1 protein-coding gene is annotated in these 650 nt (G+C 47.1%); it reads right to left on the bottom strand.

Annotated features, from left to right (window positions below; genetic code table 11):
* A partial coding sequence (locus R8O11_RS28500) for an SLC13 family permease (RefSeq protein WP_318195031.1) occupies positions 1-650 on the bottom strand: 650 nt, incomplete at both ends.

Here is a 650-nt window from a genome sequence, read left to right as displayed (position 1 = left end):
TTTCTTTCAAGGTCTTATGGCAGAAGGTTGCAGAGGAACTGACCACCACTTCAATAAAGTTTTGACCATTCAAATGCTGTTGCCCAAATAGAGTCAGCCCCGGAATTTCTTGCAAGGTCGCCACACTTTCGACATCGCCACAAAACAACAGACGATCTTTCGCTTTCAGCACGAAGTCGGGGCCAACTGACGATACCGTCACGCCATCACGAACCACCTCTGCAAGAAACAACTTACGCAGTGCACGCAGATTGTTTTCACTGATGGTACGGCCAACCAAAGGGGAACCTGGTTCAACACGAGATTCAAGGAAATACGGTAAGTCTTCTTGGTTTTGGTCATCGTAACTTGGCAGCAAATAGCTCAGCGGAATAAGAATTAAAAGACCACCCGCTAAGACAGCCAAGCCAATCATCGTCGGAGTAAAAAAGCTCAGACTCGGTAGCCCTGCATCTTCCACAAAGCTATTAATAATAAGGTTGGGCGAAGTACCGATAAGCGTCAATGTGCCGCCAAATATCGCCGCGTAAGAAAGTGGAATCAGTAGCTTAGAAGGCGCGTGCTGTTGATTGCGTTTAATCGCACCAATCAAAGACACAACAACGGCCGTATTGTTGGTAAAGGAAGACAGTAAGGCGGTCGATAACCCA

The organism is Vibrio sp. 1288 (genome assembly GCF_033344475.1).
The sequence above is the reverse complement of the archived record's forward strand: the minus strand, read 5'-3'. Positions and strand labels throughout refer to the sequence as shown.